Genomic DNA, 15,628 nt, shown 5'->3' with positions numbered 1-15,628 from the left:
TTTTATAAACACACTACTATGAAAAAATCTTTGTGGATCACCCTCGGTGTTGTACTGCTGTTACTGGGAGTATTTGTATGGTATAAGTATTATTTCGTTTTCGGGGAAGGAGTAAAATCCGGATACCTGAATTATGCCATGAAAAAAGGCTATATCTTTAAAACCTATGAAGGAAAACTGATTCAGGAAGGTTTTGGAAGGGGAAAAACAGGAACCATTACAAGCTATGAGTTTGAGTTTTCTGTAGATGATCCTGAAGTTTTCAAACAACTGGAAACCAATAGCGGTAAAACCTTTGATCTGCATTATAAAGAGTACAACGGGGCTCTTCCGTGGAGAGGAAATACAAAATTTATCGTTGATAAAGTAGTGAATATGAAATAAAACAAATAAGGCTCTCATATTGAGAGCCTTACTTTTACACCAAATCACAAAATATTAATATATGAAATTAAAATTTCCGTTTTATTGAGAACTTCGTCTGTATCGAAGATTCATTCACTTTGATTATACTTAAAGTTAGTAGTAATTTTTCTAATAAACAATACTTCCGTTGAATATTTGATAAAATTAACCATAAGAATCGAACATCAGTTCCAAATCTCATTAAAAAAAAATTAAAAATCTAATGAGAGCCATTGCCAGCGGTGTTTTTATTCTTCTTTTTATAAAAATAATATCCAATACCGGCAATAAGAAATAAAGGCCATAACGGCAGGATAAACAGGAATATGGAAGTAATAACATTCCACCCTGATTCAATGGCAGCTAATGATTTTCCACCAAAAGTTTCCGGTTCTTTTGCTGCTTTGGACTGATCACTGATCCTGACATTGATCGTACAGATGGTATTATCTGCATACTGGCTTCCCGAAACCTGGATATCTTTTGTGTCAATATCCCCGATATTGTTGCTGATAGCATTCATTAAACCGTCGAAGTGGCGGATAGGAACTTTAATATCAAGGCTGTAAATTTTCTGATCTTCTCCGTGCGGGTTGGCAGATTCTTCATAAGAAAGATTTTCATTTTTGATGTAAGCATTGTTTCTATAGGCTTCTTCCCTGATGATTTCCTTTACCGTTTCTGCATTTTCTGCTTTTATGGCAAGATACCCTGATTTTACCATCTTATCTTTCGGTATATTCAGTTCATAGCTGTCATTTTTTGGCTTTTCTTTGTAAATGATTTTGGTTTCTTTAATAACCTTCGGAGCAGGGGTTTTTACAGCAATTTTTTCAGATTTCTTTTCTGCAGAATCTGGTTTTCCGACTTTTGATTCCAGTTTTGCAGAAGCTATTTTCTCAGATAACGAATCTACCATTTTGGAAGTGTTTTCTATTTTTTGCCGGATGTCATTTCTGGTATTTTCAAAATCTTTTATTTTGATACTGGCAGAATCGAGAACCTTATCTGCTGTTTTGCTGACATTGTCAACAGTTTCCGTAGCCACCGCCGCAGCGCTGTCAGCTGTGTGGATTGCTTCAGTGATCTTATCCTGAGCAGCTTCTCCTTTTTTACACATAATGAAAGTGCCTGATACAGCAACGAGTAATATGAACTTTTTCATAAGATTAATTTTTTGATGAAGTAAAATTAGAAGTGAAGTTCTTGTAACAGTTGTAAATAGGCTGTATTCCGCTGGTAAAATTATAACTGTTATATTTTCAGTGTTTTGTATTTGTTTTACAAAAGATTTACAAAATATTTTTCTGTGTTTTAGGAGTGTAACAACAGGATTTATATTCTCTAAAGAATTATTTAATCACAAAGCTTTATTGTTCATGGATTAGATTCCTATGGAATGACATACAGAATGCTGACTTTTGTCCATACTTTGTCATTCCGTAGGAATCCGGGTATATTAAAAATCACATCCTTTATCAAAATGATTCTACAGTAAGAAAAAAATCCGCAGAAATTCTCTGCGGATCTATATTGAAACAATTTCGCCTTTTTGCGATTTTACCTTTTGCCTTATTTAATATCTCTAAACTCACTGATGAAGTGCAGTTTCACATTCGGGAACTTCTCCTGTGTCATGTGAATGGTGAAAGAAGAGTCAGCAAGGAATACCAGTTGATTGTATTTGTCTCTTGCCAGGAATCTCTGCTTTAATCTTGCGAATTCCTTGAACTCTTCAGACTTTTCATCAGCTTCTACCCAGCATGCTTTATGCATGGATAATGGTTCATAAGTACATTTGGCACCATATTCATGTTCAAGACGGTACTGAATAACCTCGTACTGAAGGGCTCCCACTGTTCCGATGATCTTTCTTCCGTTCATTTCAAGGGTAAACAGCTGTGCAACTCCCTCGTCCATCAGCTGATCAATACCTTTTGCCAACTGCTTGGCTTTTAACGGATCATTGTTGTTGATATAACGGAAATGTTCAGGAGAGAAGCTTGGAATACCTTTGAAGTTTAATTTTTCTCCACCCGTCAGTGTATCTCCGATTCTGAAACTTCCCGTATCATGTAAACCAACAATATCACCAGGGAAACTTTCTTCCACCACTTCTTTTTTATCTGCAAAGAATGCGTTAGGGGAGGAGAATTTCATTTTTTTACCTTCTCTTACCAGTAAATAGTTTTCATTTCTTTTAAAAGTCCCGGAAACGATCTTTACAAAAGCAAGTCTGTCTCTGTGCTTAGGGTCCATGTTCGCATGGATTTTGAAAACGAACCCTGTGAAAGTGTTTTCTTCCGGTTTTACCAGACGGGTATCACTTTCTTTTGGCTGTGGCATCGGAGCAATATCAATGAAAGCATCCAATAATTCACGGACACCAAAGTTATTCAAAGCCGAACCGAAAAATACAGGCTGAAGATCACCTCTCATATAATCATCGCGATTGAATTCGGGATATACAGACTGGATCAGGTCCAGCTCTTCTCTTAAAGTGTTAGCCGCTTTTTCACCGATAACCTCGTCAATAGAAGTATCGTTGATATCATCAAACTTAATGGAATCACCAACCTTCTGTTTTTTCTCTTCCAGGAATAACTGAATATTGTTTTCCCAGATGTTATAAATTCCCTGGAAATCACTTCCCATACCGATGGGAAGAGAAAGCGGACAAACGGTTAATCCTAATTTCTGTTCTACTTCATCCAGAAGATCGAAGGCATCTTTACCCTCACGGTCAAGTTTATTAATGAAAACAAGCATCGGAATGTTTCTCATTCTGCAAACCTGCACCAGTTTTTCGGTCTGTTCCTCAACCCCTTTTGCAACGTCAATAACAACGATCACGGAATCTACAGCAGTTAATGTCCTGTAGGTATCCTCAGCAAAATCTTTGTGACCCGGAGTATCAAGAATGTTGATTTTATGGTCTCTGTATTCAAAAGCCAATACGGAAGTTGCTACGGAGATCCCTCTCTGTCTTTCGATTTCCATAAAGTCGGAGGTGGCTCCTTTTTTTATTTTGTTGGATTTTACCGCACCCGCTTCCTGAATAGCACCCCCGAAAAGAAGTAACTTTTCTGTAAGGGTTGTTTTTCCGGCATCCGGGTGGGAAATGATCCCGAAGGTTTTTCTTTTTTGTATTTCTTTGATTAAGTCTGACATATCGTATTTTGAAGTTGCAAAAATCGTGATTTTTTACGAGGTTTTCAAATTTAAATGAAGACAATATTCATAACGCAGAAGAATAGAAGGATCACCGCATTTGAGAATGAAAGATATGGCTATAAGCTCATCAGTAATTGGCTTTGCGTCAACGCTACTTATCAGGCAAACATTTTGATCAGCAATATAAAGACATAAACCAATCCGGCAGCAATCAGTATAAAAACTGCAGACATGATGTATTCAAATATTCCAAATTCTGTTTTTTGCGGTTCTGAGCTAAGGTTGTACTGATCAATTGTTTGTTGGCTTATTCTCAGATCCGGACGAAAGTGTTGAATACCTTTAAGAAAATGACGGTAAAGCTGATATTGGTTGCGTAGAATTACTAAATTAAAATTAAAATCTACCGTTGAAGGCATAATTTCCCCAGCTTTATTTTTTAAGTAGACCTGCAATGTCGTTTTGCCGTATTTTACGGTCTGGGTGTTGAAAACGTGTACATCGGTGGATGAGTGCTGAGCTGGCTGAAGTTCATGATATAATATAGTCTCAATAATTATATTACGGTGGTTGTAGAATGTTACTCCTTTTTCATCCACAATGGCTTTTCGGATCTTTTGTTTTTTTCTGTAAGTTAAAGCCACGATCAAAGCGATGCAGCAGAACATAAGTAGAAGCAGGGCAATGAGAATCGTGACAGAGATACCAAGGTCATTTTCTATATGTGGTCTGAAATTATTATAAATAAGATTAAAAACAACCCCGATTACCACCATAATCAGAATGACAGCGATCCAGAGAATTCCCATGAGAAAAGAAGTAATGGGTATATTGATTTTGGATTCTATGGCCTGAAATTTTTCAATCATATTAATTCTTGGTTTCAGTTAACAAAAAAACGAGCCCGCATATAAGTGCCGTAATTATGAGTGCTGCCAGAAATAAAAGCCAGGCTCCCAAAGAAATCCCTTTGCGGTTCACTTTCCAGGTTTCGGTATCAATAGAATAGCTGCGGAAAACGAGAGGATCTACCTTTAAATCAGGGCGGAAAGCAACAATGCCGTGCAGAAAATGAGCATACAAAGCAGATTTGTTTTTTACCACTTTTAAAGGAAGATTCATATCAATACGTCTTGTTGTTTCTTCTTTTTTCTCTGATAAGATTGTTACTTCCAGTAAAGGAGCGATTCCTGATCCTAACGGATTTATCTTGTAAATATCAAAATCCCGTTTTGAAGGCCGGAGTTCTGTATAAAGGATCTGATCCACAATTTTATTTTGTGAATTATAAAATGAAAGCCCGGTTTCATCAATCACAATTTTGCAGGCTATTTTTTTTCTTTTGATGATATAATAACGGATAACAGGAATCAGAATCAGTAATGAAAGTCCCCAGCCGATCACGGTAGGGTACAGCATGGCTTCAAATCCTCTTTTATAAATTCCGTAAACAGGACCCAAAACGAAAAGCAAAGCGAAAGGAATAAAGATCACAAAGAAAAGAGCATTCAGGACAACAGTCATCCACCTGTTGGTGGTAGACTCAATTCTTTGGAATGGAAATTCTGTTTGCATTTTGTGATGTTCATGGATAAAGGAACGAAAATAAGAAAATCCTTTTTTAGTTGCCTGTGGCAGTCAAAAAAATTATCTTTGTTTCTGATAAACTTTTACAGATAAAGGATGGAAAATAGCAAATATCCGAAGTTTACTTTTACATGGATTGGCGGTGTTGTTTTGGTGGTTGGATTATTCGTAGGAACAATGGCTGTTTCCTTATTCAGCACTTTTTGGAAAGTTGTTTTCAGGGAAAATATTGAACTGAAAGACTGGTTTCTGATGGTGGCGAATTCCGTGGGATTCCTTACTGCAATTGTCTTTTTTGACTTTCTCATCGTAAGACGTACCACCCAAAAGAGGCTTAACTTTAACTTATCATCGGTTAATTTTTCCACATACCTTCTTATTTTCCCAATGATGGCCGGGATGATGTTTATTTCTGAGTTTGTTGCCGCTCAGATTCCTACAACAGGGCCGTTTTTCGGGGACTTTTATGAATATTTTACTCAGTTGATGAGTCAATTAACTGATAATCCCGTTGTAATGATTATTATGACGGTAATTATGGCTCCGGTTTTTGAAGAAATTATATTCAGGGGAATTATTCAGAAAGGATTGATCAACAAAGGAGTGAAGCCCTGGAGAGCCATTTTGTATGCCTCTGTTATTTTTGGAGTTGTTCACGGAAATCCATGGCAGTTTATCAGTGCAGTAATGCTGGGCTGTGTGCTGGGATTGGTATATCATAAAACAAAATCTTTGCTGTTGCCGATACTGCTGCATGCATTTAATAATTTAACCCTGTCTTTACTGGTACTATACGGTAAAGATGAGAGTTTTGCGAAGGTCCTTCATATTTCAGAATGGCTTGTATTGGCTGCAGGAATTGTACTTTTTTCTTTATTCTATTATCTTTTTATGAAAAAGTATAAAGTGCATTATGCTGAAATGTAGGTAACCTGATTAAAAAAGTAAAATTGAAAATGAATATAGAAATGGAATTATTAGTAGCTACCCACAACGAACATAAAAAAGAAGAAATACAGCAGATCCTGGGGAATGGGTGCGTTGTGAAAAGTCTTACCGATTACAATATTCACGAAGAAATTGTGGAAGATGGAGATTCTTTCCATGCCAATGCCCTGATCAAGGCCAAATATTGCTTTGAAAAAACAGGCATTCCAAGTTTGGGGGATGACAGCGGTCTGGTTGTAGAGTCTTTGGATGGAAGACCTGGGATTTTCTCTGCCCGTTATGCCGGAGATCATGACTTTGCAAAAAATATTGAAAAAGTACTGGAAGAAATGCAGGGCATTGAAAACAGGAAAGCTTATTTTGTGACAGTTCTGTGCTACTATGATGAAAACGGGGCCCAATATTTTGAAGGCAGGGTTCACGGAAATTTACTCACAGAAAATAAAGGCTTTAAAGGATTCGGATATGATCCGATTTTTGTTCCTGAAGGATATGAAAGAACCTTTGCAGAAATGGATCCTGCAGATAAAAATAAGATCAGCCACCGTAAGCAGGCATTAGATTTATTTATGGATTTTTTAAAAGTGACTGATTAAGTTTAAATATCAGGGCAAAACGTCCATTTGGTTTTTCTGTTGTACATTTGTCATCATAAATTATTGATTTGAGTACTTATTTAACAATATTAGGCTTTAATTCAGCGATTCCAACCATCAACACATCCCCCACAGCCCAGCTGCTGGAAATGGAAGAAAGACTTTTCCTGATCGATTGTGGAGAAGGTACACAGGTACAGCTGAGAAAAGCGAAAGCAAGATTTTCAAAAATCAATCATATTTTTATTTCCCATCTTCACGGCGACCACTGTTTCGGGCTGCCGGGACTTATTGCTTCTTTCCGTCTTTTGGGAAGAGAAAACCCGCTGCATGTTTATGGTCCGAAAGGAATTAAAAAAATGCTGGAAACCATTTTTCAGATAACAGAAACCCACCGTGGTTTTGAAGTGGTTTACCATGAGCTGGATAAAGATTATTCTGAAAAAATATATGAGGACAACAGGATAGAGGTATATACTATTCCTTTGGATCACAGGATTTACTGTAACGGTTACCTTTTTAAAGAAAAGCCGAAAGACAGGCATCTTAATATGAAAGAGATTGCTAAATACAGCGAAATTGAAACCTGCGATTATCATCATATCAAAGCAGGGAAGGACTTTGTACTGAGTGACGGTTATGTTCTTAAAAATGAGATCCTGACTGTTGATCCGGCTCCATCAGTTTCCTATGCATTCTGTAGTGATACCCGATATCTTGAAAGCGTTATTCCGATTATCAAAAATGTGACGGTTTTATATCATGAATCTACTTTTTTACATGATCTGAAAGAGATGGCGGATTATACAGGACATACCACGGCATTAGAAGCAGCAACCATTGCTCAGAAAGCTCAGGTAGGAAAGCTGATTTTAGGGCATTTTTCCAACAGATACGGCGATCTGACCGTATTTACCGATGAAGCCAGAGAAATTTTTCCCAATACATTCCTGCCAAAAGCATTGGAAAGTGTAAAGATTTAAAATGAATATGCTGAAATTTGAAGAACTCAGAGATTTTCTTAACGAAAAGGCAGATCAGTATAACGCTCCCGATTTTATTGAAAATGACCCGATACAGATTCCGCATCGTTTTTCTTTAAAGCAGGATATTGAAATTGCAGGATTTCTGGCAGCTACGATCTCCTGGGGAAACAGAAAGTCGATCATTAATTCTGCGGATAAGATGCTTGATATGATGGGAAACTCTCCCTATGATTTTGTGATGAATTATTCAGAAAAAGATCTGGAAAATATTCAGGATAAAAGCATTCACAGAACGTTCAACGGGCAGGATTTTTCCTATTTCATCAGACAGTTCAAGAGGATTTATAAAGAAAATGAAAGTCTGGAGAGTTTATTTGAAGTAAAAGAAACGGAGAATAACTTTCTGCACGCCATAGAAAGGTTCAGAAGCGGATTTCTGGAAACAGAAAAGCACAGAAGTCATAAACACATCAGCTCACCTTATAAAAATTCTTCTGCCAAAAGAATTATTATGTTTTTGAGGTGGATGGTGCGCAAAGATAAACGTGGCGTAGATTTTGGAATCTGGGAAAATATAGATCAGAAAAACCTTTCCATTCCTCTGGATGTGCATACCGGAAATATTTCCAGAAAGCTGGGATTGGTTTCCCGAACCCAGAATGACTGGAAAACGGTGGAAGAATTGGATACTGCCATCAGAAAATTTGATGAGAAAGATCCGGCAAAATATGATTTTGCTTTGTTTGGATTAGGAGTAACAAAGGAACTGTTGTAAACATATAAGGATGAAAAAATATAACGAAAAAACAGAAGTTCTTGAAAAAATAGCAGATAAGATTACATCATGGATAGGATCTATCCAGTCTCTGATTGTCCATACATTACTGTTCATTACCTCGTTTGTGCTTCCGATGCTGGATATTGTCAATTTTGATAAAATGCTTCTGATTCTTACGACAGTGCTTTCTCTGGAAGCTATTTATCTGGCAATCTTCATCCAGATGTCCGTGAACAAGAGCCATGAGAAAATCGAAGATATCCAGGAGGATATTGAGGAGATCAGTGAAGATATTGAAGATATCCAGGAAGATATTGAAGAGATCAGCGAGGATATCGAAGAAATCAGTGAAGACATTGAAGAAATTAACGAAGATATCGAAGACATCCAGGAAGATATTGAGGAGATCAATGAGGAAGAAGATGAAGAAGATCACAATGAAAGAGCAAAAAATGTAATGCTGAAAAGTAATGTAAGCTCGAACAAAAATGAAATAAAGGCTTTAAAAGATATTATATCTCAGCTGCAGAATGAAATCGATCAGTTGAAAAAAGATGATAAACAGACGGAAGAATAGCCGTTAAAACATAAACAGATCATACTATTGATCTGTTTTTTTATGCTATGGGTTTTGTTTTTATGATTTGCAGAAAATGTAACAATAAGGAAAAAATGTTGTGAATCTATCTGTATGTTTATGAAATAGTAATGTTAAAGGCTGATCTAGTATGTTTTTTTTTGCTACATTTGAACAAATGAAATTAAAATGTTAACTTATAGACTAAAAAACTATTTTTTCCTTTTTTCTCTTTTACTGATTTCTATTTCTGCATTTTCTCAAACGAGACCTGCCAGAAAATCAGAAAAGATAAAGCCTTCTGCCGCCAGTCTCAGGGCCGGAGCATTCATTGATGTGAATGTACCTCCTTATACCCCTTCAAACTATACTCCGGAGCAGCTGGTAAAGAATATTTTGATTAATGGCGGTACCAACTGTACGACAGCCAACGTTACGAATGTTACTGTATCTCCTAATCATGATGTGACCAACAACAACAGATTCTGGGGATATTTTCATAAAGGAACAACCAATTTTCCCTTTACGGATGGGATTGTGCTGACTACAGGGTATGCTTCTGAAGCAGGTAATAGCTATGTAGCAGCTGTAGGACAATCAGTAGGAACAGGAAGTGATGCTGATCTTGTAGCAGCTACCGGAGCCAATGTTAACTTAACGGATGCAGTAGCCCTTGAATTTGATTTCGTTCCGAATTCCAACCAGGTGAAATTTAACTACATATTCGCTTCCGATGAGTATACTTCAAATTATCCATGTCTCGGTTATTCTGATGCTTTTGCACTGCTGCTGAAGAAAGTAGGGGATCCCACTTATACCAATCTTGCGGTATTACCTGGAACTGCGGGGCCTGTAAGTGCAACCAATATTGTCCCTTCAGGAAATGGATTCACTTGCGGACCTATCAATGCTGCTTATTTTGGAGGATTGGCAAACCCGCATCTGCTTATTAATTATTTTGGAAGAACAACACCTTTAACGGCTGTTGCAGATGTAATCCCGGGGCAGACCTATCATTTCAAAATGGTACTGGCAGACGCAAAAGACTCTACTCATGACTCAGCAGTATTCCTGGAAGGAGGATCTTTTGATGTTGGAATTAAGATTGTAGATGAAACAGGAGTGGTTTTACCGGGAAGCATCAATATGTGTGACAACACACCAAAACAGCTTAAAGCCCAGGTAGCCCCGATTCCGGGAATGACTTATCAGTGGTATAAAGACGGCGTGGCCATTCCGGGAGCAACCAGTGCTATATATATAGCTACCCAGGCAGGAGTTTATACGGTAAAAGTAATGGTTCCGGGGAACCAGTGTCCTAGTGAAGCAACCATTACAATCGTCGGAGGAACAAGTCCTACCGTACAGAATGCTGAACTTAAGCTCTGTACAACACCTTCATTGACTACCTTTAATCTGGAAACGGCAAAACCTCTCATCAGTACAACGCAGGGAGCGGTATTCCGTTTCTATGCAAATCAGGCTGATGCGCAGGCTCAAAATAACAGCTATATTACCAATCTGACCAATTATACAGGTACGGATGGACAAATATTATATGTGCTGGTTTCCAATGGTGCTTTCTGTAGTAAGATTGCTACTTTAACATTAAGAAAAGAAGAAACACCAACCGCTGTGCTGACAGCTCCAAGATTAAAGATCTGTGCCGGTGAATCCGTATTGTTAACTGCATCCGGAGGGGTAACATATGAGTGGGGTGATGCTGCAGCGGCTACCGGAGGAATAAGAACCGTAAGCCCAACTCAGACAACAACATATACTGTATACGCGATCGGAGCACAGGGATGTAAATCTCTTCAGCCGGCTCGTATTACAATTGAAGTGGTTCCGGCTATAGTTTCAAACCTGAAAGGAGGCCATATCTGTCAGGGTGATAAAATTATCCTGGATGCCGGTTCAGGACCGGGATATACCTATCAGTGGAGTTCTGGCGAAACAAGTCAGAGTATTACAGTAGCTACTCCGGGAGTATATTCGGTAATGATCAGTAACGGAGTTTGTTCAAAAGAGTTTAAAACTGAGGTGATTAAAGCCGTAATCCCTGAAGTGATAAAAGTGGATTATAATGAGAGCGGAACTATGATTATCACGGCAAGTAATCCAAGTAATGGTATTCTGGAATATTCAGTGGATAACGGAGTTACATGGCAGTCTTCAAATGTATTTAACAATGTGCCTAAAAATAAAATCATTTCGATCAGGGTTAGAGTTAAATATACAAGCTGCGTAGGTTTCCTTGAATTTTTTACCTTCGTAATGAAAAATGTAATTACTCCGAACGGGGATAATATTAATGATACTATTGATTTTAGCGGAGTAGTCAACTATAAAGATTTCAGCGGACAGGTTTTCGACCGTTACGGAAGAGAAGTCTTCAAGGCAGAGAAGATCAGGCCGTACTGGGACGGATATTTCCAGGGTAAAAAGCTTCCTACTTCAACATATTGGTATCAGGTAACCTTTGAAGATCCTGCCAGTAAGGAACTTACCGTGAAAACAGGATGGATATTGCTTAAAAATATAGAATAATTAAACTATAACTGAAAGACTGACAATTTTGTCAGTCTTTTTTTTATTATTTTAAAATAAACAGAGTTGATATTCTAACATAAATAAATTTGCGTTAGTAATAATGTAAATTGTGTTAACTTGAATTTCAATTAAAAAAAATAGTATTTTTGTTTAAAATAATATAAAATGTTAAATAGGAGGAGAGGAAATTTATTTTTAGCGTTATTTTTAGCTTTCATGGGAAATTTTATTCTGGCTCAGAATAAAGGAAGGGTAGAAATTGCTGCAAAACCTAAGGCTGCTTCTTTAAGGGCTGGTGTTTTTATAGATGTGAATGCACCAAGCTATCCGGAATCCGGCTATCCTATAACCCAGCTGATCAATGATGTTCTCATATCAGGAGGAACTACCTGTACCAGCTCAAGTGTAAGCAATGTAACGGTATCCCCAAATCTGCCTGCAAGCAATCAGAACCGAAGCTGGGGATATTTTAATAAATCAAATACCAATTTTCCTTTCAGTAAGGGGATTATCCTTTCTACAGGGTATGCCAGTAAAGCCGGGAATGTTTTTCAGGGAACTCTAAGTGATGATCTGGGAACCGGAGGAGATGTAGACCTGGCAAACGCTTTGGGAATCAGTAATAATAGCCTTACCAATGCAACATCTATAGAGTTTGACTTTGTAGCTGCTTCTACCGAAATTACTTTCAGATATTTGTTCGCTTCTAAAGAATATCAGCAAAACTTTCCATGTACCATTACCGATGGTTTTGCCCTGTTATTAAAAAAAGCATCTGATCCTACTTATACCAATCTTGCAGTGCTTCCGGGAGGAGCAGGACCTGTAAGCGTTACCAATATCCATCCGCAATACCAAAACTGTGGACCTAAGAATGAAGCGTATTACGGAGGAACCAATACAGCTCAGATTGAAACTAACTTTAATGGGCGCACCATTCCGCTGACTGCTCATGCAACGGTAATTCCAGGGGAAACTTATCATTTTAAGATTGTCCTTGCAGACTACCAGGATCCCAACTTTGATTCTGCCGTATTTCTTGAAGCAGGATCATTCGATATCGGAGTGAAAATTCTGGATCCGGCTGGAGTACAGCTGCCTTCATCCGTCAATATGTGTGATAATACCCCACAGACTTTTACAGCTTCTGTGCAGGGACCTAATATAACATACCAGTGGTATCTGGGAACCAATGCGATTCCGGGAGCTACCGGCGCAAGTTACACGGCGACAGCACCAGGTGTGTATACCGTTAAGGTTTTTATCCAGGGTAACAGCTGTCCCGGAGAGGCTACCATTACGGTAGTTGGCGGAACATCTCCCACGGTACAGAATGCCACACTGACGGCTTGTTATGCTGCCGGAAATGCAACCTTTAATTTAACATCAGCACAGGCTTCAATAAGTACAACTCCGGGAGCTGTGTTTTCATACTATACCACACTGGCAGATGCCAATGCAGGAAATGCCAATACAATTCCCAATCCTACCGCTTATCCGAGTGCAGGAGGAACAGTATATGTAAGAGTAGCAACCGGCTTCTGTGCAAAAGTAGCACAGCTTCAATTGGTAAAAGCCCCACAAATGGTTCCTACTATTGCACCGCCGGCAGTACTTACCTGTACCAGCTCTCAGACTACACTGGATGCATCAGCTTCCGTTTATCCGGCAGGTGCAACATTTAACTGGACGACTACCGGAGGAAATATTGTCTCAGGAGGAACTACCCTGAATCCTGTTGTTAACGCTCCGGGAACCTATACTTTAACCATAACGAAAGTTTATCAGCCAGGAAACATTAGCTGTACAGCAATAGGAACTGTAACCGTAACAGGAAACAGCGCTCCGCCTGTTACAGGTCTTACGGCAAGCAAAATAAAAATCTGTAAAGGAGATTCCACAACACTTACCGCTTCGGGCGGAGCTACCTATAACTGGGGTAATGGCCTCACAGGAAACGGAAATACTCAGGTTGTTTCACCTACTGTGACAACTACTTATACCGTAACAGCAGTGGGAGCTAACGGTTGTGCATCCCAAAATCCCGCGAGTATAACAATTGAAGTTTCAGAACCTTTTACAGCACAGAATGCAACATTACATAAATGTTACCAGCCGGGATTAACTTATAATCTTACAGAAGCCCAGCCTCAGATCACCACTACAGCAGGAGTTACTTTTACTTACTACGTCAATCAGGCTGATGCTATTGCTGCTAACGGAAACTTTATTGTAACGCCTACAGCCTATACGCCGCCGGGAGCAAGTCAGACTATTTACGTACTGGTAAGCAACGGAGGATGCAGCTACGTAGTATCATTGCAGTTATTAAGCACAGCTCAGACAACGCTTACGATTGCTGCGCCACAAACAATTACCTGTACAACCCCTCAGATCACAATCAACGCTTCAGCATCTGTAGTGCCTGCAGGATCTACTATTGCCTGGACAACTACCGGAGGAACTATTGTATCCGGAGGAAATACACTGACCCCTGTAGTAAGCGCTGGCGGAACATATACTTTAACAGTTACTAATGTATCACAACCAGGAAACCTGACCTGTACCTTTACGTCAACGGTAACAGTGCAGGAAGATAAGGTACAGCCGGTTGCTGCGCTTGTTTCATCACAACCCCGTATCTGCGTTGGTGAATCTGTAACATTAACAGCTTCAGGAGGAGTAACCTATAACTGGGGTAACGGTCTTACCGGAAATGGAAATACTCAGGTTGTTTCGCCTACTACAACTACGGTATATACAGTATTTGCCGTTGGAGCTAACGGATGTATTTCTGCAACGCCGGCAAGTGTGACGGTTCAGGTAGGCCCGCCAATAGCAGGGCTTACAGCATCTAAATTAAAAATCTGTGAAGGCGAATCTGTAACATTAACAGCTTCGGGAGGTATTACTTATAACTGGGTGGGACTTACCGGAAACGGAAACACACAGATCGTTACGCCTACAGCAACAACAGAATATTCAGTATATGCATTGGGAGGAAACGGGTGTAGTTCTGTTAATCCGGCTAAAGTTACCATTGAAGTAGTTCCTGCAATCGTTTCTACTTTAAAAGATGTATTTGTATGTGCCGGAGATAAAGGAACTCTGGATGCCGGTTCAGGGCCAAACTATACCTATGTATGGAGTACAGGAGCTACAACACAAACTATAACAACTAATATTCCCGGAACGTACTCCGTGACAATCAGCAATGGAGTTTGTTCCAAAACTTTCTCTGCGCAGCTGATCAATCCTGACCTGCCGCAGTTTACAAATATTGTTTACGACAATCATATTCTAACGCTTACGGCAAGTAATCCTACAGGCGGTGTTTTAGAGTATTCTATAGACGGCGGATTGACATGGCAGTCATCAAATGTATTTACAGGAGTTTTGAATAATACCATGTATTCCGTAATGGTAAGGGTGAAAGGAGCTAAGTGCGGTACTTCACTGGATTACTTTACATTCGTCATCAGCAATGCTATTACCCCTAATATGGACGGTATCAATGACACGATAGACTTCTCCGGAATCAGCGGATATAAAGATTTTGCAGCTTCCATCTTTGACAGATATGGAGCAGAGGTATTCAAAGCCGGTAAAGGTGATGTTATCTGGAGAGGATCCTTAAAAGGAATCAATCTACCTACAGGAACATATTGGTACAGGGTACAGTGGGAAAACCCGGCCAGTAAAAAACTGGAACAGCGCTCAGGATGGATTCTTCTGAAAAACAGAAATTAAATATTTTTAAAATAAAAAATAAACAACAAAATCTCTCAGCAATGAGAGATTTTGTTGTTTTTAAAGGGAAACTGTATCGTGTTTCGTGAATTATTTAAAATAGATGGCAAATATGTTAAAACAATACTGCCACACAATTTACGGTTTGTCCGGATAAAGGTTGATTAACGAAAATTTACTGTAAAACATTCTTGTTTTGTTTTTTTAATGTAAAAAATATAAATATGTATATGAGATATTTAAAAAAAAATTAAATTTGTTGAAACAAAAATAT

General features: G+C 38.7%; 12 protein-coding genes. 8 read left to right on the top strand and 4 right to left on the bottom strand.

The genetic code is table 11. The annotated features are described in order from the left end of the window. Nucleotides 1–18: 18 nt before the first annotated feature. On the top strand, nucleotides 19–384 hold the full coding sequence (locus ACR1PO_RS13100; RefSeq protein WP_002980711.1) for a hypothetical protein: 366 nt from the start codon (nucleotides 19–21) through the stop codon (nucleotides 382–384). 241 nt (nucleotides 385–625) lie between these two features. On the opposite strand, the gene ACR1PO_RS13095 is transcribed toward ACR1PO_RS13100, so the two are convergent. From ACR1PO_RS13095 to ACR1PO_RS13080, 4 genes are all read right to left on the bottom strand, one after another. Continuing rightward, the gene (locus tag ACR1PO_RS13095; RefSeq protein WP_433987039.1) at nucleotides 626–1,570 is read right to left on the bottom strand and encodes a DUF4349 domain-containing protein; all 945 of its coding nucleotides are present in this window, start codon (nucleotides 1,568–1,570) and stop codon (nucleotides 626–628) included. 407 nt (nucleotides 1,571–1,977) lie between these two features. Further along, the gene (locus ACR1PO_RS13090) at nucleotides 1,978–3,576 is read right to left on the bottom strand and encodes a peptide chain release factor 3 (protein ID WP_374465085.1); all 1,599 of its coding nucleotides are present in this window, start codon (nucleotides 3,574–3,576) and stop codon (nucleotides 1,978–1,980) included. Nucleotides 3,577–3,737: 161 nt separating this feature from the next. Then, nucleotides 3,738–4,448, bottom strand: a complete 711-nt coding sequence (locus ACR1PO_RS13085) for a hypothetical protein (RefSeq protein ID WP_433987038.1) — start codon at nucleotides 4,446–4,448, stop codon at nucleotides 3,738–3,740. A 1-nt stretch (nucleotide 4,449) separates the two neighbouring features. Next, nucleotides 4,450–5,154, bottom strand: coding sequence for a hypothetical protein (locus ACR1PO_RS13080; protein ID WP_433987037.1), 705 nt, complete (start codon nucleotides 5,152–5,154; stop codon nucleotides 4,450–4,452). A 108-nt stretch (nucleotides 5,155–5,262) separates the two neighbouring features. On the opposite strand from ACR1PO_RS13080, the gene ACR1PO_RS13075 reads away from it, so the two are divergent. From ACR1PO_RS13075 to ACR1PO_RS13045, 7 genes are all read left to right on the top strand, one after another. Then, a complete protein-coding gene (locus ACR1PO_RS13075; protein WP_332389135.1) occupies nucleotides 5,263–6,093 on the top strand; it encodes a CPBP family intramembrane glutamic endopeptidase in 831 nt (276 codons plus the stop codon). Nucleotides 6,094–6,134: 41 nt separating this feature from the next. Further along, on the top strand, nucleotides 6,135–6,710 hold the full coding sequence (rdgB, locus tag ACR1PO_RS13070; RefSeq protein WP_376746461.1) for an RdgB/HAM1 family non-canonical purine NTP pyrophosphatase: 576 nt from the start codon (nucleotides 6,135–6,137) through the stop codon (nucleotides 6,708–6,710). Nucleotides 6,711–6,778: 68 nt separating this feature from the next. Continuing rightward, nucleotides 6,779–7,693: a ribonuclease Z gene (locus ACR1PO_RS13065; RefSeq protein WP_433987036.1), complete on the top strand. Its 915-nt coding sequence runs from the start codon at nucleotides 6,779–6,781 to the stop codon at nucleotides 7,691–7,693. Between the two features lie 7 nt (nucleotides 7,694–7,700). Beyond that, a complete protein-coding gene (locus ACR1PO_RS13060) occupies nucleotides 7,701–8,471 on the top strand; it encodes a TIGR02757 family protein (RefSeq protein WP_433987035.1) in 771 nt (256 codons plus the stop codon). Between the two features lie 10 nt (nucleotides 8,472–8,481). After that, entirely contained in the window at nucleotides 8,482–9,051 is a 570-nt protein-coding gene (locus ACR1PO_RS13055) for a DUF1003 domain-containing protein (RefSeq protein WP_332389136.1), read from the top strand. 189 nt (nucleotides 9,052–9,240) lie between these two features. Continuing rightward, nucleotides 9,241–11,601, top strand: coding sequence for a choice-of-anchor L domain-containing protein (locus tag ACR1PO_RS13050; protein ID WP_433987034.1), 2,361 nt, complete (start codon nucleotides 9,241–9,243; stop codon nucleotides 11,599–11,601). A gap of 168 nt (nucleotides 11,602–11,769) precedes the next feature. Then, the gene (locus tag ACR1PO_RS13045; RefSeq protein ID WP_433987033.1) at nucleotides 11,770–15,354 is read left to right on the top strand and encodes a choice-of-anchor L domain-containing protein; all 3,585 of its coding nucleotides are present in this window, start codon (nucleotides 11,770–11,772) and stop codon (nucleotides 15,352–15,354) included. Nucleotides 15,355–15,628 lie beyond the last annotated feature (274 nt).

It is taken from the genome of Chryseobacterium amylolyticum (assembly GCF_051011775.1).
In the GTDB taxonomy this organism is placed as follows: Bacteria; Bacteroidota; Bacteroidia; order Flavobacteriales; family Weeksellaceae; genus Chryseobacterium.
This window is presented reverse-complemented; position numbering and strand designations above follow the sequence as displayed.